Origin of the sequence: Caulobacter flavus (assembly GCF_003722335.1) — a bacterium.
In the GTDB taxonomy this organism is placed as follows: Bacteria; Pseudomonadota; Alphaproteobacteria; order Caulobacterales; family Caulobacteraceae; genus Caulobacter; species Caulobacter flavus.
Genome location: NZ_CP026100.1, coordinates 5,493,421 through 5,516,718, shown reverse-complemented (window position 1 = coordinate 5,516,718; position 23,298 = coordinate 5,493,421). Strand labels below are relative to the sequence as shown.

Annotated in this window: 22 protein-coding genes, 1 pseudogene and 1 riboswitch; of the genes and pseudogenes, 13 read left to right on the top strand and 10 right to left on the bottom strand. The window is 70.6% G+C overall.

Going from position 1 to position 23,298, the window contains the following annotated elements; genetic code table 11:
- Positions 1-59 precede the first annotated feature (59 nt).
- The 3 genes from C1707_RS25195 to epmA form a co-directional block, all read right to left on the bottom strand.
- A complete protein-coding gene (locus C1707_RS25195) occupies positions 60-500 on the bottom strand; it encodes a VOC family protein (RefSeq protein WP_101713455.1) in 441 nt (146 codons plus the stop codon).
- 107 nt (positions 501-607) lie between these two features.
- On the bottom strand, positions 608-964 hold the full coding sequence (locus C1707_RS25190) for a hypothetical protein (RefSeq protein WP_101713454.1): 357 nt from the start codon (positions 962-964) through the stop codon (positions 608-610).
- A 20-nt stretch (positions 965-984) separates the two neighbouring features.
- Positions 985-2,037, bottom strand: coding sequence for an EF-P lysine aminoacylase EpmA (gene epmA / locus C1707_RS25185; protein WP_420808213.1), 1,053 nt, complete (start codon positions 2,035-2,037; stop codon positions 985-987).
- Positions 2,038-2,174: 137 nt separating this feature from the next.
- On the opposite strand from epmA, the gene efp reads away from it, so the two are divergent.
- Positions 2,175-2,741: an elongation factor P gene (efp, locus tag C1707_RS25180; RefSeq protein ID WP_101713453.1), complete on the top strand. Its 567-nt coding sequence runs from the start codon at positions 2,175-2,177 to the stop codon at positions 2,739-2,741.
- 80 nt (positions 2,742-2,821) lie between these two features.
- Here efp and C1707_RS25175 read toward each other — a convergent pair whose 3' ends face one another.
- Positions 2,822-4,285 (bottom strand): catalase, encoded by a 1,464-nt coding sequence (locus C1707_RS25175; RefSeq protein ID WP_101713452.1) that lies wholly within the window; start codon positions 4,283-4,285, stop codon positions 2,822-2,824.
- 199 nt (positions 4,286-4,484) lie between these two features.
- Here C1707_RS25175 and C1707_RS25170 point away from each other — a divergent pair, with 199 nt between their 5' ends.
- Positions 4,485-4,895 carry a MerC domain-containing protein gene (locus C1707_RS25170; RefSeq protein ID WP_101713451.1) on the top strand — a complete coding sequence of 137 codons (411 nt, stop codon included), beginning with the start codon at positions 4,485-4,487 and terminating at the stop codon, positions 4,893-4,895.
- A gap of 117 nt (positions 4,896-5,012) precedes the next feature.
- On the opposite strand, the gene C1707_RS25165 is transcribed toward C1707_RS25170, so the two are convergent.
- The 3 genes from C1707_RS25165 to C1707_RS25155 form a co-directional block, all read right to left on the bottom strand.
- A complete protein-coding gene (locus C1707_RS25165; RefSeq protein WP_240633823.1) occupies positions 5,013-6,851 on the bottom strand; it encodes a glycoside hydrolase family 9 protein in 1,839 nt (612 codons plus the stop codon).
- A gap of 146 nt (positions 6,852-6,997) precedes the next feature.
- On the bottom strand, positions 6,998-7,576 hold the full coding sequence (locus C1707_RS25160) for a hypothetical protein (RefSeq protein WP_101713449.1): 579 nt from the start codon (positions 7,574-7,576) through the stop codon (positions 6,998-7,000).
- Positions 7,577-7,851: 275 nt separating this feature from the next.
- The gene (locus tag C1707_RS25155; protein ID WP_101713448.1) at positions 7,852-8,199 is read right to left on the bottom strand and encodes a putative quinol monooxygenase; all 348 of its coding nucleotides are present in this window, start codon (positions 8,197-8,199) and stop codon (positions 7,852-7,854) included.
- Between the two features lie 84 nt (positions 8,200-8,283).
- Between C1707_RS25155 and C1707_RS25150 the strand changes: the two genes are divergently transcribed.
- The 3 genes and pseudogenes from C1707_RS25150 to C1707_RS26900 all read left to right on the top strand — a co-directional run.
- A complete protein-coding gene (locus C1707_RS25150) occupies positions 8,284-8,604 on the top strand; it encodes an ArsR/SmtB family transcription factor (RefSeq protein WP_101713447.1) in 321 nt (106 codons plus the stop codon).
- A gap of 56 nt (positions 8,605-8,660) precedes the next feature.
- Positions 8,661-10,163 (top strand): DUF885 domain-containing protein, encoded by a 1,503-nt coding sequence (locus C1707_RS25145; RefSeq protein ID WP_180896927.1) that lies wholly within the window; start codon positions 8,661-8,663, stop codon positions 10,161-10,163.
- 3 nt (positions 10,164-10,166) lie between these two features.
- Positions 10,167-10,305 (top strand): annotated as a pseudogene (locus tag C1707_RS26900) (hypothetical protein); the annotation flags it as partial.
- Positions 10,306-10,347: 42 nt separating this feature from the next.
- Here the strand turns inward: C1707_RS26900 and C1707_RS25140 are convergent.
- A complete protein-coding gene (locus C1707_RS25140) occupies positions 10,348-11,985 on the bottom strand; it encodes a pectate lyase (protein ID WP_101713446.1) in 1,638 nt (545 codons plus the stop codon).
- A 502-nt stretch (positions 11,986-12,487) separates the two neighbouring features.
- Between C1707_RS25140 and C1707_RS25135 the strand changes: the two genes are divergently transcribed.
- The 3 genes from C1707_RS25135 to C1707_RS25125 all read left to right on the top strand — a co-directional run bounded on the left by C1707_RS25135 (position 12,488) and on the right by C1707_RS25125 (position 15,812).
- Positions 12,488-12,667 carry a hypothetical protein gene (locus C1707_RS25135; RefSeq protein WP_101713445.1) on the top strand — a complete coding sequence of 60 codons (180 nt, stop codon included), beginning with the start codon at positions 12,488-12,490 and terminating at the stop codon, positions 12,665-12,667.
- Positions 12,668-12,755: 88 nt separating this feature from the next.
- Positions 12,756-13,778 carry a sensor histidine kinase gene (locus tag C1707_RS25130; protein ID WP_101713444.1) on the top strand — a complete coding sequence of 341 codons (1,023 nt, stop codon included), beginning with the start codon at positions 12,756-12,758 and terminating at the stop codon, positions 13,776-13,778.
- 87 nt (positions 13,779-13,865) lie between these two features.
- The gene (locus C1707_RS25125; protein ID WP_240633822.1) at positions 13,866-15,812 is read left to right on the top strand and encodes a transglycosylase domain-containing protein; all 1,947 of its coding nucleotides are present in this window, start codon (positions 13,866-13,868) and stop codon (positions 15,810-15,812) included.
- Between the two features lie 149 nt (positions 15,813-15,961).
- Here C1707_RS25125 and cuyB read toward each other — a convergent pair whose 3' ends face one another.
- Together cuyB and cuyA are read right to left on the bottom strand one after the other, a co-directional pair.
- Positions 15,962-16,624: a cysteate racemase gene (gene cuyB, locus C1707_RS25120; protein WP_101713443.1), complete on the bottom strand. Its 663-nt coding sequence runs from the start codon at positions 16,622-16,624 to the stop codon at positions 15,962-15,964.
- Between the two features lie 12 nt (positions 16,625-16,636).
- Positions 16,637-17,638 carry a D-cysteate sulfo-lyase gene (gene cuyA, locus C1707_RS25115; RefSeq protein WP_101713442.1) on the bottom strand — a complete coding sequence of 334 codons (1,002 nt, stop codon included), beginning with the start codon at positions 17,636-17,638 and terminating at the stop codon, positions 16,637-16,639.
- A gap of 217 nt (positions 17,639-17,855) precedes the next feature.
- On the opposite strand from cuyA, the gene C1707_RS25110 reads away from it, so the two are divergent.
- The 5 genes from C1707_RS25110 (at position 17,856) to C1707_RS25090 (ending at position 23,254) form a co-directional block, all read left to right on the top strand.
- Positions 17,856-18,473: a tetratricopeptide repeat protein gene (locus C1707_RS25110; RefSeq protein WP_338032071.1), complete on the top strand. Its 618-nt coding sequence runs from the start codon at positions 17,856-17,858 to the stop codon at positions 18,471-18,473.
- 43 nt (positions 18,474-18,516) lie between these two features.
- The gene (locus tag C1707_RS25105) at positions 18,517-18,906 is read left to right on the top strand and encodes a hypothetical protein (protein ID WP_145998392.1); all 390 of its coding nucleotides are present in this window, start codon (positions 18,517-18,519) and stop codon (positions 18,904-18,906) included.
- A 13-nt stretch (positions 18,907-18,919) separates the two neighbouring features.
- Positions 18,920-19,768, top strand: a complete 849-nt coding sequence (ypfJ, locus tag C1707_RS25100) for a KPN_02809 family neutral zinc metallopeptidase (RefSeq protein WP_101713440.1) — start codon at positions 18,920-18,922, stop codon at positions 19,766-19,768.
- Between the two features lie 47 nt (positions 19,769-19,815).
- Positions 19,816-19,921: riboswitch (TPP riboswitch) on the top strand.
- Positions 19,922-19,995: 74 nt separating this feature from the next.
- Positions 19,996-21,834, top strand: a complete 1,839-nt coding sequence (thiC, locus tag C1707_RS25095; protein WP_101713439.1) for a phosphomethylpyrimidine synthase ThiC — start codon at positions 19,996-19,998, stop codon at positions 21,832-21,834.
- A gap of 145 nt (positions 21,835-21,979) precedes the next feature.
- On the top strand, positions 21,980-23,254 hold the full coding sequence (locus C1707_RS25090) for a S41 family peptidase (RefSeq protein ID WP_240633821.1): 1,275 nt from the start codon (positions 21,980-21,982) through the stop codon (positions 23,252-23,254).
- Positions 23,255-23,298: the final 44 nt, after the last annotated feature.

The window sequence follows — 23,298 nt, the reverse complement described above, 5'->3', positions numbered from 1 at the left end:
CATCCCGGCTCCTCGCACTACGCGCTACGGCCGGGATGACGAGCTTGGCTGCGGTGACGCTACTGCCCCGGCGTCCAGCCCTCGCCCGGAATGGTGTTGACCATCCACGGAATGCCGAACTTGTCGGTCAGGCTGCCGTAGCCGGGCGACCAGAAGGTGGCCGCGAACGGCATGCCGACCTTGCCGCCTTCTGACAGCGCGTCGAACACCCGCCTGGCCTCGGCGGCGTCCTGCGTGTGGAAGGTGACGTCGAAGCCGTTCTTGGGCTTGCCGATGTTGGGCGCGAACTCGGGCGGCATGTCGGCGCCCATCAGCGACTGGTCGCCGACGTCGAGCCAGGCGTGCATCAGCCAGTCCTTGTATTTCGGATCGACCGGCATGTCGGGCGGGCCCTCGCCGAACGGAAAGGCCGAAGTGACCTTGCCGCCCAGCACCTCGGCGTAGAAGTCGAAGGCCTGGCGGCATTCGCCCTGGAAGCTCAGGCTGGTGACGATCTTCATGGCGGATCTCCCATTTTCCGCGACTGCTTTGCGGACCATAGGACGTGCGAGCCCGGTCGGAACCGACAATCCGCCGGCAGAAATCGTACGGCCGGCGCGGATGGGCCTCAGCGTACGGTTCGGGCCAGCCTCCGCGCCTCGGGCGAGGCCGCCTCGATCGGTACGTCGCCGGCCGGATCGGCGGGGCGGGGGCCTTCGAGCAGGATGATCTTGTCGGCCCGCCCGTCGTCGCGGGCGCAGTAGAGGCCCGTGGCCTCTTGGGTCCGCCAGTGGAAGGCCCAGCCGCGGTTGCGGGTCTGGCCGACCTTGCAGAGGCTCAGCAGCGTGGGAGACTGGCCGCGCTGGAACTGGGCGTCCGTGAAGCCAGCGGCGCGAACGGCTTCGCGCGCCTCCGTCCGCCGGCGATCCTGGGCGTTGGGGCCGCAGGCCTGGGCGGCGACGGCGACCAGGGCGAGAGCGAGCATGACACGTCCCCGCGTCATCCTCAGACCTCCGCCACCGGCACCCACAGCACCTCGTCGATGCGGCGCGCGCCCGTCGCCAGCAGCACCAGCCGGTCGAAGCCCAGGGCCGAGCCGGCGGCGGGCGGCATATGCTTCAGCGCCGCCAGGAAATCCTCGTCGATGGGGTAGCGCTCGCCATAGACGCGCTGCTTCTCGTCCATTTCGGCCACGAAGCGGCGGCGCTGCTCGGCCGCGTCGGTCAGTTCGCCGAAGGCGTTGGCCAGCTCCACCCCGCAGGCATAGAGCTCGAACCGCTCGGCCACGCGCGGGTCGCTCGGCTTGGGACGCGCCAGGGCGGCCTCGGCGGTGGGGTATTCGCACAGCACCGTGGCCCGGCCGACGCCCAGCTCGGGCTCGACCTTCTCGACGATCACCCGGCTGAAGACATCGGCCCAGGTGTCGTCGGCCGAGACCCGGATCCCCGCCGCGCTCGCCGAGGCCGCCAGGGCGTCGCGATCGGTCGCTCCGCCTTCGCCCAGGCTGGCCAGCAGGTCGACGCCGGCGTGGCGCATGAAGGCGTCGGCCACCGTCAGCCGCTCGGGCGCGGCGAAGGGATCGCACTCCAGGCCCCGGAAACTGAACCGCTCCGTCCCCGCCGTCCGCGCCGCCAGGGCCGTCAGGGCCGCGCAGTCGTCCATCAGGGTCTCGTAGGGCTCGCCGACCCGGTACCACTCCAGCATCGTGAATTCCGGATGGTGCAGGGGGCCGCGCTCGCGGTTGCGCCATACCTTGCCCAGGCTGAAGATCCGCTCCTCGCCGGCCGCCAAAAGCTTCTTGCAGGCGAATTCGGGCGAGGTGTGCAGGTGCAGCTCGGCGCGCTGGCCCGACAGGCTGATCGCTTGCGTCGAGAAGGCGTGCAGGTGGGCCTCGTTGCCCGGCGAGACCTGCAGGGCCGCCGCGTCGATCTCCAGGAAGTCGCGCTGTGCGAACCAGTCGCGCACCGCCGCAGTGATCCTGTTGCGGGCCAGCAGGAAGGGCCGGCGGTCCTGGTGCTTGCCGCGGCTCCACCAGGGAGAAGGAGAGGGGGCTGACACGGAGGGCCTCGATAGGAAGCGAAACGACGGAAGGACTGGCGATCTAGCCCCGTTCGCTATAGAGGGGCACACGGATTCATCTGCAATATACGCGCGCGCGGTCAACGCGCCGTCGCCCGATCTTCGAGGACTCTCACGTGAAGGTAGCCGCCAGCTCGCTCCGCAAGGGCGCCGTCGTCGACATGGAAGGCAAGCTCTATGTCGTCCTGACCGTCGACAACATCCACCCCGGCAAGGGCACCCCGGTGACCCAGCTGAACATGCGCCGCATCAGCGACGGCGTTAAGGTGTCGGAACGCTACCGCACGACCGAGCAGGTCGAGCGCGCCTTCGTCGACCAGCGCAACCACACCTTCCTGTACCAGGACGGCGAAGGCTTCCACTTCATGAACCCGGAAACCTACGACCAGCTCGTGGCCACCGAGGACGTGATCGGCGACGCCGCGCCCTACCTGCAGGAAAACATGACGGTGCAGCTGTCGACGCACAACGACGTGCCGATCGCCATCGAACTGCCGCGCACCGTGGTCCTCGAGATCGTCGACACCGAACCGTCGGTGAAGGGCCAGACCGCTTCGTCGTCGTACAAGCCGGCCGTGCTCAGCAACGGCGTCAAGACCACCGTCCCGCCGTACATCACCGTCGGCACCAAGGTGATCATCCTGACCGAAGACAACAGCTATCAGGAACGCGCCAAGGACTGATCGTCCTTCCGCATTCCGGAATTGAAGACCCCGGCGACCGAAAGGGCGCCGGGGTTTTTCTTGGTCGCTGCCCGGGGCCGCTACTCGGCCGCCGCGACCTGGGGCGGAGCCAGCCGCGCGAGAGCCTCGGCCACGCCCGCGCCATAGGCCGGATCGGCCTTCGTGCAATTGGCGACGTGGCGCTGCTGGATATCGACGGTGGCGCCGCCCAGCGAACGGGCGGTGTTGTCGAACAGGGCCTGCCTCTGGCCCGCGTCCATCAGCCGGAACAGGTCGCCCGGCTGCTGGTAGTGGTCGTCGTCGACGCGGTGGTCCCAGTGGGCGGCCGCGCCTTCGATGGCCAGCGGCGGTTCGGCCATGTGCGGATGGTCGATCCACTCGCCGCGGCTGTTGGGCCAGTAGGTCGGCGTGGCGCCGAGGTTGCCGTCCACCCGCATGGCCCCGTCGCGGTGATAGCTGTGATAGGGGCACCTGGGCGCGTTCACCGGAATGTGGACGTGGTTCACCCCCAGGCGATAGCGCTGGGCGTCGCCGTACGAAAACAGGCGCGCCTGCAGCATCTTGTCCGGCGAGAAGCCGACGCCGGGCACGATGTTGGCCGGCGTGAACGCCGCCTGCTCGACCTCGGCGAAGACGTTCTGGGGATTTCTGTTCAGTTCGAGCACGCCCGCCTCGATCAGCGGGAACTCGCCCTTGGGCCAGACCTTGGTCAGGTCGAACGGGTTGAAGCGGAAGGCCTTGGCCTGCGCGTCGGTCATGATCTGCACGTACAGCGTCCAGCGCGGGAACTCGCCGCGCTCGATGGCCTCGAACAGGTCGCGCTGGCTGCTCTCGCGGTCCTTGCCGACCAGCACCTCGGCCTCGGCGTCGGTCAGGTTCTCGATCGGCTGCTGGCTGCGGAAGTGGAATTTCACCCACACCCGCTCGTTGGCCGCGTCGATGAAGCTGAAGGTGTGGCTGCCGAAGCCGTGCATGTGGCGATAGCCGCGCGGCAGCCCGCGTTCGCTCATCACGATCGTCACCTGGTGCAGGGCCTCGGGCAGCAGGGTCCAGAAGTCCCAGTTGTTCTGGGCGCTGCGCATGCCCGTGCGCGGGTCGCGCTTGACCGCGTGGTTGAGGTCGGGGAAGCGCAGCGGGTCGCGGAAGAAGAACACCGGGGTGTTGTTGCCCACCAGGTCCCAGTTGCCCTCCTCGGTGTAGAACTTCACCGCGAAGCCGCGGATGTCGCGCTCGGCGTCGGCCGCCCCGCGCTCGCCGGCCACGGTCGAGAAGCGCAGGAACACCGGCGTCTCCTTGCCGACCTTCGAGAACAGCGCCGCCTTGGTGAAGCGGGTGATGTCGCCGGTCACCGTGAAGGTCCCGTAGGCGCCCGAGCCCTTGGCGTGCATCCGCCGCTCGGGGATCACCTCGCGGTCGAAGTGGGCCAGCTTCTCCAGCAGCCAGATGTCCTGCAGCAGGGCCGGGCCGCGCGGGCCGGCGGTCTCGATGTTGACGTTGTCATGGACGGGCGCGCCGTTGGCGCGGGTGAAACGGGCGTCCGACATGGCGGTCTCCGGGGGCGTTGCGTGGCGGGGAGACTCGCCGATGGCGCCGGCCGCGGGCTTGAACGATCGCGTCGTTCAGAAGGTGCAAGTCGGGGGTGCGCATAACGCCGCTATGGACAAATCGTCGGCGCCCGCCCTTGACGTGGTGTTATGTAATAACATTTAAGTCGCCCCGACCGTTCGTTTCCGGAGAAACCCCATGGCCCGCCACAACCACCTGCAACGTGGTCTCGACGGCGCAGCGATCGGCCTTTCGGGCCTGTGCCTGGTGCACTGCCTGGCCCTGCCGGCCATGGCCGCCCTGCTGCCGCTGGCGGCGAACCTGTCGCATGCCGAGTGGCTGCACCCGCTGTTCCTGGCCATGGCCGCGCCGGTCTCGGTCTTCGCTCTGGCGCGTTCTGGGAACTGGAAGCGCCCGGGCATGGTGGCCCTGGCGGTCGCGGGCCTGTCGCTGATGGCGGCCGGCGCCTTCGTGCCGATGAACGACTGGGCCGAGGCGGCCCTGACCAGCCTGGGCGGCCTGGCCCTGGCCGGCGTCCACCTGCTCAACGCGCGGATCTGCTCGTGCGCCGAGCAGGCGGCCTGCGCCAAGCTGGAACCGGCGGCGTAGAAGGCGAAGCCCTTTTCTATCTCCCGTCGTTCCCGCCTTTGTGGCGGGGACATTCACCGCTGCCGGCGACCCTCGCTGAAGCGAACGGATCTGATGTCAGCCAAGGGTGGTCGTCGCCTACCTGCCTTCATCCAGGAACGCCGCCACCCAGAAGAACGGGGCGTTCCAGTTGATGGCCACTTCGTTCTGGGTGAAGGCGTCGATGCTGTCGGTCCAGCAGGTCTGGGCCGCGCACTTGCCCTGCATCTTCTTGGCGACCTCGTCGCTGAAGGCGGTGTTGTTTGGTCCGCCCGAGATCACCCCGGGCGGCGGGGCGGGGTACTTGCCCTTGCCGACCCAGAAGCGGTGGTGCGGATGCTTCATCGGCCGCGCGCCCCAGCCGGTGACGTAGGATTGGTCCAGCGGGTTGCGGCCCAGCACGTAGTCCATGGCGTCGGCGGCGGCCTGCCGGTAGGCGGGCTTGCCGGTGAAGTCGTAGGCCAGGCCCAGCACCATGGCGCGGTTCATGACCACGCCGTTCGAACCCCAGACATAGCGCGTTCCCGCGTCCGGCAGCCGGTAGCCGGCCTGCAGGCCCTCGGCGGCGTAGCGATCGGCCGCGGCCTCGAGGCCAGCCCGGGCGGCGTCGCGAACCTGTGCCGGAACCTTGTCCGACAGCGCCAGCGAGACGACGCCCAGCGTCGAGGTCGAACCCCAGCCCGGCGCCTCGGCTGGCTTGCCGGCCGCGGGCATGTGGGGCGATGCGCGCACGACCTCGCCATAGGCCGCCTCGCCGGTGGTCGCCCACAGTTCGGCCGCCGCCCAGAACAGCTCGTCCGACAACTCGCCGTCGCCATAACCGCCGCCGCCGTTGAACTGGCTGTGGGCGTAGATCTCCGGATTGCGTCGCGCCGCGTCGAACGCCGAGCGGGCGGTCTTCAGGCAACGGGCCGAGAAGGCCGGGTCGACGTCCTTCCAGACCCGCGCGCACTGGGCGGCGACGGCGGCCAGGTTCAGGGTCGCGCCGGTGGTCGGATGAAACAGGTAGCGCTGGGCCGGATCCTCGTGCGGCGCGGTCGGCACGCCGGTCCAGTAGGCGTCGGTCAGTTTCTGGTGGGCCATGCCCGAGGCGTCGACCGGGGTCAGCGCCAGCTGTCCCTGACCCTGCTTGCCGATCGGCAGGTCCATGGCCGTTCCCTGCGGGACCTGCATGCGCAGCAGAAACTCCAGCTCCCAGCGGGCTTCGTCCAGCAGGTCGGAGACGCCATTGCCGGCCTCGGGAATGCGCTGGCTGCCGTCGGCGAAGTCGGCCTTGCGGCCCAGCGCCGACAGCCGCTCGTGATAGTTCACCAGCGTCCAGACCGCGATCCCGCCGTTGACGACGTACTTTCCGTGGTCGCCGGCGTCGTACCAGCCCTTGCTGGCGTTGAGCTCGTAACCGCAGCCGGCCCAGACCTGGCCGCGCTGGTCCTGGCCGTTGAAGCAGGTGGCGCGGTCGGGGGCGTGGGCGGCCGGGCGGGCCAGTTTCGGATCGTCGCCGAACCGCGCCTCGATCGCGATCCCGCTGCGGTTCTGGTAGAAGAAGGCCAGGGCGTCGCGCTTGAGCCGCGCATAGGGATGGGCGTCGACCGCGAACGGGCGGCTGGTCCGCTGCCCGACCTTCAGTCGATAGCCATAGCCGGCCGGGGCGGCCGAGAAGTCGATCTGGTGCAGGCTCTCGCCCGAGGCCGCGTCGGGGCCGACCACCCGGGTCTGGCCCTTGGCGACCAGGCGACCGTCCTTGTTCTCCAGCGTCCAGGCCAGCGGGCTGGTCGAGGCGTCCGGCAGCACCGCCAGCTTGCCGGCGCTTTCCAGCACGCCGACCTGGTTCAGGCGGATGGGGGCGAGCGGTTCGGCCGCCAGGCTGGGCGAGGCGAGGGCGGCCAGGGTCGTCAGCGCGGTCGCCGCCAGCAGGGCGGGCATCGAACGGTGGGGCAAGGGCTTCCTCCGGGATGCGAAACAGATGGACGTCTTTTCGCGTCCCGGCGAGACCCTAGACGATTACTGACAGCGTTGTCACGTGTCGTTGCGAGCGGACGCGGGATCGGGAAGCCTCCGTCTCCTCGCGCCCCGGACCTTGCCCGCTAGTAGCCCACGAAGGGCAGCGACGAGTGATGGACGATGATGCGCAGGGCGCCGCGATCGTCCTTCTTGAACACCCAGGTCTTGTCGACCACCGTGAGGTTGCCGTCCTTGTCGCGCAGCTCCAGCTTGCCCATGGTGCTGGCCACGGCCCCGTTGATCTGGATGCCGACGGGCTTGTAGGTCACGCTGCGCCACGGCAGCAGCGCGAAGCCGTCGTCGTAGGGATAGGCTTTGTCGTGGCCGACGAAATAGGCCATGGCGCCGACCTTGGTGGTGCGGAAGGTGTAGGGCTCGCGGGTCAGGGTCGGCTTGAACAGCACGGGCCCCAGATCGTAGCCGTAGGCCTTGTCGATGAAGGCGCTGGCCACGGCCTTGGCCTTCTCGAAATTGGCCTCGTCCTCGTTATAGGCCGTCGAGATGGACACCAGGCCCTTGCCCCAGGCCTCGGCGGCGGCGCGGACCTCGGCTTCGGAGACCCGCGGGGGGATGGCTTGCGCCGCGGCGGGCGCCGACGAGCCGGCGACGGCGGCCAGGGCGAAGGCCGAGGCGATCAGGGCGCGGCGATTGGTCGAAGTCATCTGGTCGTACCTCCGTGGAAGGCGGCGGCCGACATCGACCGCGCGGTTGGCTGGACGCGGACGCTGACTGGTCACTGGGGTCTTCGGACGCGTAGCGCGTCGCAGAAGACCGTCTGGCGCGATGGGAAGGACGGCCGCGACGCCCGCCCGAAGACGGGCGCGCCGTCGCCGGTGTGACGCCCTGGCCCCCCGAAGGCCACGTGGCACCTTTGGGAGAATTCGTCGATTTTGCAATCTGTGAATGTATTGCGGGCGATCGCACCTAGCCGCGTGTTTCAGGCGGCGGGACTGCTCATCCTGAGCCAGCGAACGTCGAGTTCGCCGTCCAGATAGTCGCCGCGATCGGCCAGGAAGCTGACGATGTAGGGCTCGTCGAAGTGCTTCAGCAGCGCGTCTCGGTCGCTCCAGGCCTCGTAGAACACGAAGAGGTCGCGATCGGCCCGGTCGCGATGGACGTGATAGGCCACGCAGCCTTCCTCCCGACGCGTCGACGCCACCAGCGAGACCAGCCGCGCCTCCAGCTGGTCGGCCATGCCGGGACGGGCGCGGGCCGTGCCCGCCAGGGCGTAGGGGCCGGTTTCGTCTGCGTCGGGCTGCGGCGGGCCGAAGGGGGTGTTGGACATGGATGCACCTCGTAGGTAAGAATCTGTCCTTACCTAAACCGCCCCAGAGGTATGGTTCAATCCTTACCTTGTCATGGATGTCCGATGCCCGACGCCGAAGGCCACCCCGAACCCGAGGAAATGCAGCTGGGGGCCTTGCTGGCCGCCCTGGCCGATCCGCTGCGCCGCCGCGTTGTCGCCGAGCTGGCGTCGGCCGAGCCACTGACCGAGCGAACCTGCGTCTCGTTCGGCCTGCCGGTCAGCAAGGCCTCGCTGACCCATCACTTCCGGGTGCTGCGCGAGGCTGGCCTGATCCGCCAGGTCGACCGCGGCAACAGCCGCGCCGCCCAGCTGCGCCGCGACGAGATCGAGGCCCGCTTTCCTGGCCTGCTGGCCCTGGTCGCCGCCGAGGGCGGGTCCCTCTAGACACCGGTGTCTTTCCCGCTACGACAGGGGCAACGATATAGGAGGGAGGCGGCCGGATGATCGATCGTCGCGCGATGATGCTGCTGGCCGGCGCCAGCCTGGCGGCCGGTCCGGCCTGGGCGCAGGACGGCGACGCGGCGCTGAAGTCCCTGCTGGACGGCTTCGCCAAGGGCGGGACCGCCGCCGACAGGCGCAAGGCTCTGGCCGCCCTCGATCCTGAGACGCTGTCGCCCAAGGCCCGCCTCGACCACGACGCCGTCAGCATCGCCGCCCGGGCCGAGGCCGAGCTGGTCGCGCGCTTTCCGTTCGGCGGCGGGATCGCCGGACCCTATGTCGTCACCACGCGCTCGGGCGCCTGGCAGAAGGCGGCCGACGCCAGGCCCGAGGCCGTGGCGGCGACAGTCAGGCGCCTCGACGCCGAGACGGAGCAGGTCCGCGCCGACGCGGCCCGGGGCGTGATCCCGCCGGCCTTCCTGATCGCCAGGCTGGAGACGGGCCTGGCCGAGGCCGCTCGCAGGGCCGCGCCGCAGGTCGCCGCCGCGCTCGCCCGCCAGGCCGAGGCCCTGAGCGCCCTCAAGCGCCGCGCGGGTACCGCCGCCGGCGTCCGCTTTAGGGACCGCGAGGCCTACTACGCCCTGATGCTGAAGGCCCAACTCGGCGCGCCGATGGCGCCGGCCGAGGCCCGTCGCCGGCTGGACGTGGCGATCCGGTCGCTGCACGCCCGCGCCGACGTCCTGCTCAGGGCCCAGGGCCTGACCCAGGGCGGCGTGGGCGCGCGGCTGCGGGCGCTGACGGCCGACGAGCGGTTCCTCTATGCCGACGACGACGCGGGCCGCGACCGGGCGATCGCCGACATGGCGCCCTGGCTGGCCAAGGCCCGCGCGCGCCTGCCCCAGGCCTTCGGAAACTTGCCGGGCGCGGTCGACGCGGTGTCGGTGCGGCGGATGTCGCCCGCCGACGAGGCGGCCGGCCGCCAGGGCTATCGTGACCTGCCGTCGGCCGACGGCGGCAAGCCCGGGGCCTATTATGTCGACCTCAAGCGCATCCGCGACCGGCCCAGCTGGAGCCTGCCGGCGGTGGTGCATCACGAGGTGCTGCCCGGCCACATGCTGCAGATCCCCAAGGAGGAACTGTCGGGCGCGCATCCCTACCGCTCGCGCGTGGCTTGCCCGGCGGCGATGGAGGGCTGGGCCGTCTATGCCGAGCACCTGGCCTGGGAGGCGGGCGCCTTCGAGGGCGAGCCCCTGGCCGAGATCGGCGGCCTCTACTGGATCCTGTTCCGCGCCGCCCGGGCCCGCATGGACCTGGGCGTTCATCTCGAAGGCTGGACGCAGGACAGGGCCATGGCCTTCCTGGCGGCGACGCAAGGACCGCCGGTGATCTTCGCGCCCTTCGCCCAGGAGGTCGAGCGCGCCGCTATCGCCCCCGGCGCGGCGGCGGGGCAGGGGATGTACTGGCTGGAGCTCTCGCGCCTGCGCCGCGCGTGGGGCGGGACGTTGCGGGAGTTCCACGCCAGGGTGCTGGATCGCGGGACGCTGCCGCTGGCGATGATCGGCTGACTTCTCCTCCCCCGTGAAACGGGGGAGGGGGACCGCGAAGCGGCGGAGGGGGCGAGACTGGGCGCAGTGCCGACGGTCGCCCCCTCCGTCACGCTGCGTATCCGCAGCGCGCCACCTCCCCCGTTTCACGGGGGAGGAGTAGGGAGCTGTCGCGGAGCGACCGAGGGGGCCGCCGCCAGGCGGCTCAGGCCGCGCCGACGTATTTGAGCAGCGTCACCATGTTCTCGATGTAGCTGCCCGTGGAAATGCCGATCTTCGGCTTGTCGGTGACGTAGGGCGAGGTGTCGGAGGCGTCGCCGACGTGGGTGCGACTGAAGTCGCCCGGCGCGGGGGTGGGCGAGCCGTCGCCGATATAGGGATTGCTGGTCGCCTTCAGCTCGGTCGGCCACCAGCCGGCTTCGTTGAGGGCGGCGATCAGGCCGGCGGCCTTGTCGGGCGCGCCGGCCGCCTGGTCGCCCTTCAGGGCGCCGACGTTCAGGTCCGACACCGAGACGTCCTTCAGCGTGTAGTACTTCGGCAGGGCCTGGCGGCCGCCCTTCAGCGGCGAGGCCTTGCTGGCGACCTCGGGCGGGGTAGCCTTCAGGGTCTCCAGCCGCTTGCGCAGGGCCGGGATGTTGACCCCCCGGAACGAGGAATAGTGCGCCACGGTGTTCTCGGGATTGCCGTCGACATAGTAGCGACCGTTGACGACGTTGCTGCCGGTGCGGTGCACGAACAAGGGCTTGTTGCTGCCGATCTCTACGAAGGTCGGGAACTGGCGGCCCTTCTGATGTTCGACCGGCAGCCTGGTGGTTTCCAGCCAGTCGAGCGCCTCGCCCAGGCGGGCCAGGTACTTCGGATCGCCCGTCAGTTCGTAGAAGCCCATGCAGGCGGTGACGTTGGCGGCCGTCGTATGGGTGGCGAAGGCTTCGGGCTCGTAGGTGCGCGCGCCCGACGGCTTGAGGTCGCTGACCTTGTGCTGCAGGCCCCAGCCGGCCTGGGGCAGGGGCTGCTGGCAGGCGACGAAGCAGTCCATGGCCTTCCTGACGGCCGGCAGCACGCGCGGGTCGCCTAGCGCCTGCCAGACCATGATCAGGAACTCGATGTTCTCGCCGGCCACGTCGTCGTTGAAGGTGATGTAGCCGGTGTAGTCGGGCCGGCCATGATGGTGGAACTCGTCCTTCAGCGGGAAGCGCTGGGGCCAGCCGCCGACCGGGTATTGGCTGTCGAGGACGAACTGGATGGCCTTGTCCAGGGCCGGCTTGAAGGCCGGATCCTTCTTCTCGACATAGAGCCGCAGCAGGAACTGCGAGCTTTCGGCCGTACCGGCGTCGTCGAAGGTGGCGTTGCCGTAGTAGTGCTGGAATTCCTCGAGCCGCCAGCCGTTCTTGCCGATGGTGTCGTACCACTTCCTGATCGACGGCTCGCCGGCCAGGTCGCCCAGATAGTTCCAGCCGCCGGCGGGGTGCTGGATCTTGATCAGGGCGCCGGCCACCTGCTTGGCGGCCTCGTAGTAATACTCGTCGCCGGTGGCGTGATAGGCGTCGAGGAACAGGTGGCCCATGGTCGCCGTGCCGGGCGGCTGCACCCAGATCATCGTCGGATAGGCCTCCATCTCGCCCCAGCGGCGCGAGAAGTCGGGCAGGTAGCTCCAGACGTACCCGCCCTGGTAGGCGACCTTCTCGACCATGAAGGTCGTGGCGCGCTTCATCGTCGCCAGCGCCGCGTCCCTGGTCGGCGCCTCGGCCGCCAGGGCCTTGAAGGGCGCCAGGCCCGCCGAGGCGGCGAAGGCGGCCGCGGTGGTCGCCAGCAGGCGGCGGCGGGAGAGGGGGCTGAGCGGCATCGACGCGATAACTCCAGAGAGCGGCGGGCGCGACGCGGGGACGCAGGCGGCAGGGTCCGGAGGCGGGTCGCGGCGCTCGTTTCCAAGCGTCGCCGTGGTTTCCTTCCCCGTCGAGGCCGGAGGCCTCGAATCCTTGCCGCCGTTGGCCCGGCGCGCGTTTGGACGCCACAATGTCCACCGGTGTCATGTTTGGCAAGCGCGCTGTGGGCGAGGCGTGGCCGAAATTCCCCCAGGACGTGTGCGACAGGCCGCCGCGTTGTCTCCAGAGGCGATATCCAACAAATGACCGCCATCGGTTCATGAGGCGACGCCGCCGCGCCGGTCAGGCAGCGGGCGACGCCGTCCTGTTGGGGAACAGGACGACACCCCCGGGTCATTCGACCCGGGGGTGTTTTCATATGTGCTCGTGCACCTAACTGGCTGAGGGCGTTAACAAAACCCTTCGGCCTGCGTCGCGCGGTCGCATGGAGAACGACGTTCATTCGCAGTAAAGAATCGACCCATGCCGAGCCAAAACGATCATCTCAGGGAAGCCGAACGGCTGGAGCGCCAGGCCGAGATCGCCGACAGCGCCCACGCCCGCGACGCCCTTCGCCGCATGGCCCAGACCTCGCGCGTCACCGCCGCGATGGTCGGACTGATGGAAGCCTGCGCCGAGGACGCCCCCGCGGCCGCCTGCTGAGGCCGCCTCGTCCTGTGGCGTCCCTGACGACCGTCGCGGCCTCGCGCAACTCTGGCTCCGGAAGGTGGAGCCGGGCGACGGAGGGGGCATGGGGCGACATCGCAAGGACCAGGGCGCGCTGGCTGGCGCCGGCGCCTACTTCCACAGCGTGCTGGAAGCCAGCCAGGACTGCATCCGCGTCCTCAGCCGCGCCGGGCTGATCGAGTACATGAACACGCGCGGCCGCGAGCTTTTCGAGATCGACGATTTCGAGGGCCGTAATCGCGACCGCTACTGGCCCGACATGTGGCCGCCCGAAAGCCGTCCCGCCGTGGTCGCGGCCCTGGGCAAGGCCCTGGCCGGCGGCTCTTCCTCGTTCCGCGCCCTGTGCCCCACGGCCAAGGGCAATGTCCGCTGGTGGGACACCACCGTCTCGCCGGTGCTGGACGAGGCGGGCGGGGTGGTGCGGGTGCTGGCCGCCTCGCGCGACGTCACCGCCGCCATGCTGGCCGAGCGCCATCGCCAGCTGCTGGTCAACGAGCTGAACCACCGGGTGAAGAACACCCTGGCCATCGTCCAGTCGATCGCCGCCCAGTCGCTGCGCAACGCCGGGGTCGACCCGGCCGTGCGGCGGGCCTTCGAGGGGCGGCTGATGGCCATCGCCGCCACCCACAATGTGCTGACCGACGAGAACTGGGCCGCGGCCAGCCTGCGCCAGATCGTTGAGGGTTCGGTGCGGCCCTATCGCAACGCCGACCACGAGGTGGCCGTCGGCGGGCCCGACCTGATGGTCTCGCCCAAGCCGGCGGTGGTCATGGCCCTGGCCTTCCACGAGCTGGCGATCAACGCCCTGAAGTACGGCGCGCTGTCGGTTCCCGGCGGCGAGGTCGAGGTGCGCTGGACGTCCGAGCCCGGCGCGCGCCTGCTGGTCGTCTGGACCGAGCGCGGCGGCCCGCCGGTGGCCCGGCCCACCCGGCGCGGCTTCGGCTCGCGGATCATCGAACTGGCCCTGGCCAGCGAACTGGACGGGCAGGTCGAGCTGGACTATCGGCCGGGCGGCCTGGTCTGCACCCTGCGCGCCCCGCTGGCGGCGCTGGACAAGGTCGACGCGTTCATGGCCCTGCAGACCTGAGAGCGGCAACCTCCAGCCTGCCGTGACGCTTTCCTGCCGCAAGTTCTTGCCATTCAGGCGCGGGCTGAAACAGGAAACGGGGGCCGAGTGGCCGATTTCGACTGGCGAGCTTGGACGGTGAAGGCGCGGCATGGCGCCTTGGCCGTCGCCGCTTTCGTCGCCGCCAGGGCGCGCGGTCTCGTCGCCTTCGTCCGCCGTCATCCGCGCTGGATGGGCTTCTTCGGCCTGGTCTTCGCGGCCCTGCTGGCGGCCTTCGTCTGGATCGGGGTCAGCCTGCCGCTGTCGCGGTCGCTGGAGCCGCTGGACAGCCCGGCCGTCGTGCTGCTGGACGCCCAGGGCAAGCCCTTCGCCCGGCGCGGCGCCTACAAGGAGGCGCCCGTCGTCGTCGCCGACCTGCCCAAGTACGTGCCCGACGCCTTCATCGCAGTCGAGGACCGGCGCTTTCGCCGCCACTTCGGCCTCGACGTCTGGGGCATGGGCCGGGCGGCGGCGGTGAACATCAAGGCCGGCCGGGCGCGCGAGGGCGCCAGCACAATCACCCAGCAGCTGGCCAAGAACGCCTTCCTCAGCAACGAGCGCACGCTGCGCCGCAAGGCGCAGGAAGCGGTCATCGCGGTGTGGCTGGAGCTTAGGCTGTCCAAGGACGAGATCCTCGCTCGCTACCTGTCGAGCATCTATTTCGGCGACGGGGTCTATGGCCTGGGCGCGGCGTCGCGGCACTATTTCGGCCGTCCGCCCGAAAAGTTGACCCTGGGCCAGGCGGCGATCCTGGCCGGCATGGTCAATGCGCCCAGCCGCCTGGACCCGGTCGACAATCCCAAGGCCGCCGCCGCCCGCGCCGACCAGGTGCTGGCCGACATGGTCGAGGTCAAGTTCATCACCGCCGAGCAGGCGGCCAATGCGCGCGGCGCCCGCGCCCGGGCCGCGCGCGCCAGCCTGCCGGTCGGCGGCTACTTCGCCGACTGGGTGTCGCCCCAGATCGCCGACGCCTTCGAGACCGCCCGCTACGGCGAGGTCCGGGTCTCGACCACGCTGGACGGCCGCCTGCAGCGCCGCGCCGAGCAGGCCGTGAACCGCGCCCTGGCCAAGTCCGGAACCCGGCTGAAGGCGGGGCAGGCGGCGCTGGTGGCCATGCGCCCCGACGGCAAGGTGGTGGCCATGGTCGGCGGCCGCTCCTACGCCAAGAGCCAGTTCAACCGCGCCGTCCAGGCCAGGCGCCAGCCGGGCAGCGCCTTCAAGCTGTTCGTCTACCTGGCCGCCCTGCGCGACGGGGCCCGGCCCGACATGCGGGTGCTCGGCGATCCGGTGACCATCAACGGTTGGACGCCCCGCAATTACGAGGGCGGCGCGGGAACCGACCTGACCCTGCGCGACGCCTTCGCCCAGTCCAACAACGTCATCGCCGCGCGCATCTGGCAGACGGCCGGCGGCGAGGCGGTGGTGCAGGCGGCCCGCGACCTGGGGATCACCTCGCCGCTGAAGACGACCGACGCCAGCCTGTCGCTCGGCGCGGCCGAGACCACGCTGCTGGAACTGACCAGCGCCTACGCCGCCGTCGCCTCGGGCCACATGCCGGTCGCGCCCTACGGCCGCCCGCGCAAGGCGGGAGAGGCCCCGCCGCCCAGCCGGCCGCTCGACACCGCCCAGCGCGCGGCGCTGTACGAACTGCTCGGCGCGGTTGTCGAGGAGGGCACGGGCCGAGCCGCCCGCACCGGCCAGCTGACCTATGGCAAGACCGGCACCACCCAGGAACACCGCGACGCGGTGTTCGTCGGTTTCACCGGCGACCTGGTGGTGGGCGTGTGGGTCGGCAACGACGACCACTCGCCGATGAACGGCGTCACCGGCGGCGGCCTCCCCGCCCAGATCTGGCGCGACTTCGTCGGCCAGGGCCTGAAGGCCGGCCTGATCGCCCGCGACCGCGCCCCGGTTCCCCGCGCGCCGCCGCCGTCCGAGGAGGACGGGCTGGAGCGCCAGCTGGAGCAGGATCTCGGCGGCATCCCGCGCTGGCTGCGGCGGATTTTCGGGGGGTGATCTTTGAGATCCTCCCCCTGAAGGGGGAGGTGGCCCGAAGGGCCGGAGGGGGAAGTTCCTGCTAGCAAAAGGCAGCCGCAGGCTTTGCAGCCACATCCCTCTCCGTCGGCTTCGCCGACACCTCTCCCTTCAGGGAGAGGGTCTTGGAGCTACCGGCAAACCTCCACGCACCGCCTCGCCAGGGCCTGCGTCGCGTCGACGAACGGCACGGTCAGGTCCGCCTGGCTTAGGACCAGCGGAACCTCGGTGCAGCCCGCCACCACGGCCTGCGCCCCCAGCCCCACCAGCCTATGCGCCAGGGCCGCCATGGTCTCGCGCGAGGCCGCCGACAGGTCGCCGCGCTTGATGCGGTACAGCAGGGCCATGAACTCGACCTGCTCGTGGTCGCCCAGGGTGACGGCCTCCAGCCCCAGGTGGGCGAGGCGGTCGCGGTAGATCGAAAGCCCGCCGGCCGTGCCCAGCACGCCGATCCGGGTCGCGCCGCCGACCCGCGCGGCCTCCACCGCCGTCTCCGGCAGGTCGATCAGCGGCAGGCCGCTGGCCTTCACTTGCCGGGCGAAGGCGTGGGCGGTGTTGCAGGCGATGGCCAGCACATCGGCGCCGGCGTCGCGCAGGCCGGCCGCCATGGCCGCCAGCACCGGGCCGGCCGCGTCGCCCTGCGTGTTGCGGTCGGGGATCTTGGGATTGATGTCGACCAGCACCCGGATGTGGTCCTGCTCGCGGACCACCGGCGTGGCCGCCTGCAGCTTGGCCAGGAAGTCGAGGGTGGCGGCCGGACCCATGCCGCCCAACACGCCGAGAACCTTGCTCATCGCGATGCTCCCTCAGGCCAGCGCCGGCTCCAGCACCGACTGGTAGCCGAACAGACCCTGGGCGCCGCCGGTGTGCAGGAACACCACCCGCTGGCCCTCGAAGGCGCCCTTGCGGGCCTGGTCGATCAGGCCCTTCAACGCCTTGCCCGAATAGACCGGATCCAGCAGCAGGCCCTCGGTGCGCGCCGCCAGCGCCAGCGCGTCGATCACGCCCTGGTCGACGAGGCCGTAGCCCTCGCCCACATAGTCACAGTCGGCGACCACGGCCTCGCGCCGCACCCGGCCCGCCGCCCCGATCGTCTGCGCGGTAGCGAGCGCCAGGTTGAAGACGTTCTCCTCCTGCCTGGCCTTGGGGGCGCGCACCCCGAAGCCCAGGATCGGCACGTCGACCGACAGGGCCGCGAAGCCGGCGATCAAGCCCGCATGGGTGCCGGCGCTGCCGGTGGCGGTGACCAGGCGGTCGATCCTCAGGTCCTGGGCGTCGGCCTGGACCATCAGCTCGCGGGCGCAGTCGACATAGCCCAGGGCGCCGACGGTGTTCGAACCACCCCCGGGGATCACGTAGGGCTTGCCGCCGCGACGGCGGACGATCTCGGCGCTGGCCTCCAGTTCCTCGTTCATGTCGGTCCCGGCGGGAACGAAGCGGATCGACGCGCCCATCAGCCGGTCGAGCAGCACGTTGCCGTTGCCCATGTAGTCGCTGGCCTTCGAGCCGGTGCGCTCCTCGAGGATCACCTCGGTGGCCAGGCCGTGGCGGGCGCCGGCGGCGATCGTCTGGCGCACGTGGTTGGACTGCACCGCGCCCTGCGTCACCAGGGTGTCGGCGCCCAGGGCCAGGGCTTCGCCGAGCAGGAACTCCAGCTTGCGGGTCTTGTTGCCGCCGCCGGCCAGGCCCGTGCAGTCGTCGCGCTTGACCCAGAGGTCGATCCCGAGCGCGGCGCCCAGGCGGGGCAGGGGCTCCAAGGGCGTCGGCAGGTGGGCGAAGCGGGCGCGGGGAAAGCGGGCCAGGTGCATGCGGGAACTCCGATCCGGACGCTTGCAGATAGGCCGCCCAGCGCGGGCTGGCAAAGCGTTTCGGCGAGGCTTTCGGCGCGGAACGGTGCTATGCTGGCGCTCGCCCTCCGGCCTCGACGCCGCCGGGCGCCAAAAGCCTGTCCCCGCGTATCCGCGGCTTGGTTTCCCCATCCCCGCGGGCCCGTCGGAAGGCCAGGCGGACGTTGGGAGAAAACGCATGCAAGCCAAGATCCTCAAGTCCCGGCCGCCGCCTCGCATCGGCCGTTCCGGCGCGCGCACGCTGCGCGGCTGGGTTCTCGGCGTCGCCCTGCTGGCGATGCTGCCCCCGGCCGGCGGCGCGGCCGCTTCGGTGCTGATCATCGGCGGGGGCATCGCCAAGGACTGCTCGGAGGCCGTGATCCGGGGCCGCTACGACGAAGACACCATGCGCCTGTGCACCACGGCCCTGGAGGTCGAGACCCTGTCGATGGGCGACAGGGCCCGCACCCTGGTCAATCGCGGGGTGATCCAGCTGCGTCGCCAGGCCTATGTCGAGGCGCGGGCCGACTTCGACGCGGCCGGCCGCATCGAGCCGAAGCTGGGCGAGGTCTACGTCAATCGCGGCGCGGCCCTGGTGGCCGAGGATCGCTTCGCCGAGGGGCTGAGCGAGATCGACCGCGGCCTGGCCCTGGGCGTCGAGAAGCCCGAGCGCGCCTACTACAATCGCGCCCTGGCCAACGAGAACCTCGGCGACGTCAAGGCGGCCTATTACGACTTCCAGCGCGCGGCCGAGCTCGATCCGAAATGGGCGGCGCCGAAGGAGGAACTGGCGCGTTTCTCGTTCAAGAGCCGCTGAGGCCGCGCCCTTCCGGCGCGCGGGCGGCGACGAAAGGCGCGGCATGAGACGATGGCTGGCGGGAATGGCGGCGACGGGCCTTGCGCTGGCGGCGACGGCGGCCGGCGCCCAGGTCGATCCGCTCGCCGCCCACGATCGGGCGATGATCCGGATGGAGCTGGAGCAGAGCCGCCAGGCGCAGATGGCCGCGGCCCGTCAGGCCCAGGCCGCCCGTGACCGCGCGGCGGCGGCCCAGACCCTGCGCGGGCTGCAGGCGCGGGGCGGAGACGCGGGCCTGTCCTACAGGCCGCCGCCGGTCGAGGCCCTTCCGGAGCGCGGTGATCCGTCGGTCGGGCTGTCGCTGCGTCTGGACGAACTGGACCGCTTGACCGACGCCCGCCTGGCGCGGAGCAATGAGGTGCTGCGGGCCATCAAGCCCGCTTCGGAACGCTAGAGGTCTTTCGCGTATGGAATGGGAAGGCGGCCGGCAGTCCGGCAACATCGAGGACCGGCGCGGTCTGGGGCCTGTGGCGGCGGCCGGCGGGGGCATCGGGGCCCTGGTGCTGGCGGCGGTGGGCTATTTCGTGTTCGGGGTCGATCCGCAAACCACGCTGAACGCCGTCGAAGGCGCGCAGGCCCCGGCGGCCCAGCAGCAGGAAGGCCGTCGTGGCTCGGTGCAGGACGAGGGCGGCCGCTTCGTCGACGTCATCGAGACCTCCAACACCGACGTCTGGGGGCCGATCTTCGCCCGCTCGGGCGGCCGCTACGTCCCGCCGACCTCGGTGGTGCTCTATGACGACCAGACCGGCACCGGCTGCGGCCTGGGCCAATCGGCGATGGGGCCGTTCTATTGCCCGGCCGACCGCAAGGTCTATCTCGACCTCGGCTTCTGGAGCGAGCTGGAAAGCCGCTTCGGCGCCAAGGGCGAGTTCGCCCGCGCCTATGTCATCAGCCACGAGATCGGCCACCACATCCAGAACCAGCTGGGCGCCACCCGCAAGGCCGACAGCCTGGGCCGGCGCGGCGCCGAGAGCGGTTCGGTGCGGCTGGAGCTGCAGGCCGACTGCTACGCCGGCGTCTGGGCCCGCCACGCGCCGGAGGTCTCCAACATCCGCATCACCCGCGCCGACATCGAGGACGGCCTGGGCGCGGCCGCCGCCGTCGGCGACGACGCCATCCAGTCCAAGGCGCAAGGGCGGGTGATGCCCGACAGCTTCACCCACGGCACCAGCGAGCAGCGCATGCGCTGGTTCGGCAAGGGCTACGACGCCGGCAAGCCGGCCGCCTGCGACACCTTCGCCACGGACGACCTCTGACGAGCGCCGTTCCTTCTTGACCCGCGCGTCAATCCTCCTAGTGTCCGCCCTGTTCACCGGGGGGTCGCTGTCGCGGCTGAGATTGGGCTTGAGCCCTGACCCGTCGAACCTGATCCGGGTCATGCCGGCGAAGGGAGGGAACGCGGTCCGGAGGCGTACAGTCCAGGCCGTACAACCGACTTAGCTCGACACGTCCGGGTCTCTTCAGTGCTTGAGGAGCCCGCAACATGAACGCCCAAACCCCCATCGTTCCAGCGACCGACAATGTCGCCACCGGCCCCGTGCCGGGATCGCGCAAGGTCTACCAGGCCGGCGAGATCTTCCCCGACATCCGCGTGCCGTTCCGCGAGGTGGCCGTCCACCCGTCGGCCAACGAGCCGCCCGTGACGATCTACGACCCGTCCGGCCCCTACACCGACCCGAATGCGACGATCGACATCGCCAGGGGCCTGGACCGCGCCCGCGACGCCTGGGTGGTCGCCCGCGGCGACGTCGAGGTCGTGGCCAATCCGCGCGAGGTGAAGCCCGAGGACAACGGCTTCGCCCAGGGCAAGCACCTGGCCCCCCAGTTCCCCGACAACGGCCGCAAGATCTTTCGCGGAACCCAGGGCAAGCTGGTCACCCAGCTGGAATACGCCCGCGCCGGCATCGTCACCGCCGAGATGGAATACGTCGCCATTCGCGAGAACCTGCGCCGCGAGCAGACCCGTCCGTGCGTGCGCGACGGCGAGGACTTCGGCGCCTCGATCCCCGACTTCGTGACGCCCGAATTCGTCCGCCAGGAAGTGGCCCGCGGCCGCGCCATCATCCCGGCCAACATCAACCACGGCGAACTCGAGCCGATGGCCATCGGCCGCAACTTCCTGGTCAAGATCAACGCCAACATCGGCAACTCGGCCGTGCTGGGCACGGTCGCCGAGGAAGTCGACAAGATGGTCTGGGCCACCCGCTGGGGCGCCGACACGGTCATGGACCTGTCTACGGGCCGCAACATCCACAACATCCGCGACTGGATCATCCGCAACAGCGCCGTGCCGATCGGCACCGTGCCGATCTACCAGGCGCTGGAGAAGGTCGGCGGCGTGGCCGAGGACCTGAACTGGGAGGTCTTCCGCGACACCCTGATCGAACAGGCCGAGCAGGGCGTCGACTACTTCACGATCCACGCCGGCGTGCGCCTGCCCTTCGTTCCGATGACGGCCAAGCGGGTCACCGGCATCGTCAGCCGCGGCGGCTCGATCATGGCCAAGTGGTGCCTGGCCCACCACAAGGAGAACTTCCTCTACGAGCGCTTCGACGAGATCTGCGAGATCATGCGCGCCTACGACGTGTCGTTCAGTCTCGGCGACGGCCTGCGTCCGGGCTCGACCGCCGACGCCAACGACGAGGCCCAGTTCTCGGAGCTGCGCACCCTGGGCGAACTGACCAAGGTGGCCTGGAACCACGGCGTGCAGGTGATGATCGAAGGGCCGGGCCACGTGGCTATGCACAAGATCAAGGCCAACATGGAAGAGCAGCTCAAGCACTGCCACGAGGCCCCCTTCTACACCCTCGGTCCGTTGACCACCGACATCGCCCCTGGCTACGACCACATCACCTCGGCCATCGGGGCGGCCATGATCGGCTGGTTCGGCACGGCGATGCTCTGCTACGTCACGCCCAAGGAGCACCTGGGCCTGCCCGACCGCAACGACGTCAAGGTCGGCGTGGTCACCTACAAGCTGGCCGCCCACGCCGCCGACCTCGCCAAGGGCCACCCGGGCGCCTCGATGCGCGACGACGCCATCAGCCGGGCGCGCTTCGAGTTCCGCTGGGAGGACCAGTTCAACCTCGGCCTCGACCCCGAGACCGCCCAGGCCTTCCACGACGAGACCCTGCCCAAGGAGGCGCACAAGACCGCGCACTTCTGCTCGATGTGCGGCCCGAAGTTCTGCTCGATGAAGATCAGCCAGGAAGTCCGCGACTTCGCCGCCGCCCAGGCGCCGAACACGGCCGAACTCGGCATGGCCGAAATGAGCGAGAAGTTCCGCGAGCAGGGGTCCGAGATTTACCTGAAGACGGAGTAGTCGAAGCGGCCGGCGAGGCTTGTTCTCGCCGGCCGTCTTGATGCTCAAGCTGCTGTCGGCTCAAGGTGAGCGGATGAGGTTGTTCCTGTTCGCCGTCGCCTTGGCCGCAGCTTTGCCGGTTCCGTCCGCTTGGGGCGAGCCGGTCATGCGCCCCGTCGCGGTCGCCGGCGCCGTCCCCAAACCCCTGCAGGGCGTCTGGAAGTCGCGCGGCTACGGCTGGGTCGTGCGGTTCGACGCCGGCGGGCCCGCCCTCTACCACCTCGCCGGCGACGACTGCTGGCGCGACCCGCGCCCCGGGAGCGATCCGGACGGGGTGCTGAAGCTCTGGCGGCCCGTCGGCGCCGACGTCGAGACGGCGGGCGAGCCCGACGGCACGGTCTATCGCTTCGATCGCCTGAAGGGCCTGCCGGCCGTCTGCGCGCAGGCTCGGCCCTGGACGCCCCGGCGCAGGCTGGCCGTGGTCGCCGACACCTTCGCCGCCTACTATCCGCTCTCTCCGGAACGCGGCCTCGACTGGAACGCGCGGCGGCGCGACGCCTTCGCGGCGTTGGGGCCGGCGCCAGACGATGCGGCGCTGTGGAGGGCGCTGGCCGTGCTGCTGCGCGGGATCGACGACGCCCACGTGGCGCTGGACGGGGTCGTCGATGGGAGCCCGCGCACCCGCAGGTTCGGCGAGGCGGCGGCGGTGCTGCGGGCCAAGGCCGGCCCCGGCGGCGAGGTGGCCTGGGCCAGGGCCTGGCGGGGCGATGTGCTGTCCGCGCCGCTGGGCGTGCGCGAGGCGGCCGGCGGGCGGATCCTGTGGGGCCGCAAGGGCGAGGTCGGCTATCTCGCGGTGACGGCCATGGGCGGTTTCGATCCCAAGGCCGGCGACGACGACACGGCGCTGCTGGACGCCACGCTGGACGAGGCCATGGTCGCCTTCGCCGGCGCAAGGGCGGTGATCGTCGACGTCAGCGACAATCGGGGCGGCTACGACGTCGTCGCCCGCCGGATCGCCGCACGCTTCGCCGACCAGCGGCGCGAGGTCGGCTCCAAGGTCGCGGTCGGCGGCGACGGCGCGGCCCAGCCGCTGTTCGTCGCGCCCTCGGACCGGGCTCGCTATCTCGGACCCGTCTGGCTGCTGACCAGCCAGGTCACGGTCAGCGCCGGCGAGACCTTCGCGCTGTCGATGCGGGCCCTGCCCAATGTGCGGCAAGCCGGCGAGACCACGCGCGGGGCGCTGTCGGACCAGCTGCAGAAGCCGCTGCCGGACGGCTGGCGCTTCGCCCTGCCGGCCGAGGTCCACCGCGATCCCGGCGGCGCGGTGGTGGAGGGGCGGGGGATCGCCCCCCAGGTTCCGATGCCGGTCTTTCCCGTGGGCGACCCCGGCGGCCACGCCAGGGCGCTGACCCGGCTGCTGGATCTGATCGAGGCCCGCTGAACTTTTTCGCGCGCCCCTGTCGGCCGCCTCCGCGTTGAAACGTC

Excerpts from the sequence above, each read along its gene's own strand:
- C1707_RS25195 (WP_101713455.1), bottom strand. The coding sequence starts at position 500 with ATGAAGATCGTCACCAGCCTGAGCTTCCAGGGCGAATGCCGCCAGGCC.
- C1707_RS25190 (WP_101713454.1), bottom strand. The coding sequence starts at position 964 with ATGCTCGCTCTCGCCCTGGTCGCCGTCGCCGCCCAGGCCTGCGGCCCC.
- C1707_RS25175 (WP_101713452.1), bottom strand. The coding sequence starts at position 4,285 with ATGTCGGACGCCCGTTTCACCCGCGCCAACGGCGCGCCCGTCCATGAC.
- C1707_RS25170 (WP_101713451.1), top strand. The coding sequence starts at position 4,485 with ATGGCCCGCCACAACCACCTGCAACGTGGTCTCGACGGCGCAGCGATC.
- C1707_RS25160 (WP_101713449.1), bottom strand. The coding sequence starts at position 7,576 with ATGACTTCGACCAATCGCCGCGCCCTGATCGCCTCGGCCTTCGCCCTG.
- C1707_RS25155 (WP_101713448.1), bottom strand. The coding sequence starts at position 8,199 with ATGTCCAACACCCCCTTCGGCCCGCCGCAGCCCGACGCAGACGAAACC.
- C1707_RS25150 (WP_101713447.1), top strand. The coding sequence starts at position 8,284 with ATGCCCGACGCCGAAGGCCACCCCGAACCCGAGGAAATGCAGCTGGGG.
- C1707_RS25145 (WP_180896927.1), top strand. The coding sequence starts at position 8,661 with ATGATCGATCGTCGCGCGATGATGCTGCTGGCCGGCGCCAGCCTGGCG.
- C1707_RS25140 (WP_101713446.1), bottom strand. The coding sequence starts at position 11,985 with ATGCCGCTCAGCCCCCTCTCCCGCCGCCGCCTGCTGGCGACCACCGCG.
- C1707_RS25135 (WP_101713445.1), top strand. The coding sequence starts at position 12,488 with ATGCCGAGCCAAAACGATCATCTCAGGGAAGCCGAACGGCTGGAGCGC.
- C1707_RS25130 (WP_101713444.1), top strand. The coding sequence starts at position 12,756 with ATGGGGCGACATCGCAAGGACCAGGGCGCGCTGGCTGGCGCCGGCGCC.
- cuyB (WP_101713443.1), bottom strand. The coding sequence starts at position 16,624 with ATGAGCAAGGTTCTCGGCGTGTTGGGCGGCATGGGTCCGGCCGCCACC.
- cuyA (WP_101713442.1), bottom strand. The coding sequence starts at position 17,638 with ATGCACCTGGCCCGCTTTCCCCGCGCCCGCTTCGCCCACCTGCCGACG.
- C1707_RS25110 (WP_338032071.1), top strand. The coding sequence starts at position 17,856 with ATGCAAGCCAAGATCCTCAAGTCCCGGCCGCCGCCTCGCATCGGCCGT.
- C1707_RS25105 (WP_145998392.1), top strand. The coding sequence starts at position 18,517 with ATGAGACGATGGCTGGCGGGAATGGCGGCGACGGGCCTTGCGCTGGCG.
- ypfJ (WP_101713440.1), top strand. The coding sequence starts at position 18,920 with ATGGAATGGGAAGGCGGCCGGCAGTCCGGCAACATCGAGGACCGGCGC.
- thiC (WP_101713439.1), top strand. The coding sequence starts at position 19,996 with ATGAACGCCCAAACCCCCATCGTTCCAGCGACCGACAATGTCGCCACC.
- C1707_RS25090 (WP_240633821.1), top strand. The coding sequence starts at position 21,980 with ATGCGCCCCGTCGCGGTCGCCGGCGCCGTCCCCAAACCCCTGCAGGGC.